We start from the raw sequence: 391 nt of genomic DNA, 5'->3' as shown, positions 1-391 counted from the left end.
GATGCTGCGGCGTGGGTCATTGGCCGAACCGTCGCCGAACTCGCCCAGGTCGATGCTCCCGCCACTGGCACCGCCGGCGCCGAGGGCGCTCTCGGCCAGTTGTTCCAGCTCGTAGGTCATCGACGGTTCCAGCGGCGCGTTGGGCCGGTAGGTCAGCTCGCCTGCCAGGCTGGTGTCGCCGATGGTGCCGGACACGCTGAGGCCGAACAGGCGGATGTCCTCGGGGTAGACGAAGTCGTAGTAGGTGCTGTCGAGCATGGCCAGGCCGTCCACCAGCGGCACCGAGGCCGGGTCGAGCAGCTTGGTCAGGCCGCACAGGTCGGCGAAGCGCCCGCCGCTGCCGGCGCTGCAGGCCATGGACTGGCCCTTCTGCACACGCAGGAACGGCACC

Annotated in this window: 1 protein-coding gene; it reads right to left on the bottom strand. The window is 70.1% G+C overall.

Annotated elements, in window-relative coordinates:
- A partial coding sequence (locus tag J0A65_RS26210) for a DUF1302 family protein (protein WP_206597116.1) occupies positions 1-391 on the bottom strand: 391 nt, incomplete at both ends.

It is taken from the genome of Bowmanella yangjiangensis, from assembly GCF_017255015.1.
GTDB lineage: Bacteria > Pseudomonadota > Gammaproteobacteria > Enterobacterales > Alteromonadaceae > Bowmanella > Bowmanella yangjiangensis.
The sequence above is the reverse complement of the archived record's forward strand: the minus strand, read 5'-3'. Positions and strand labels throughout refer to the sequence as shown.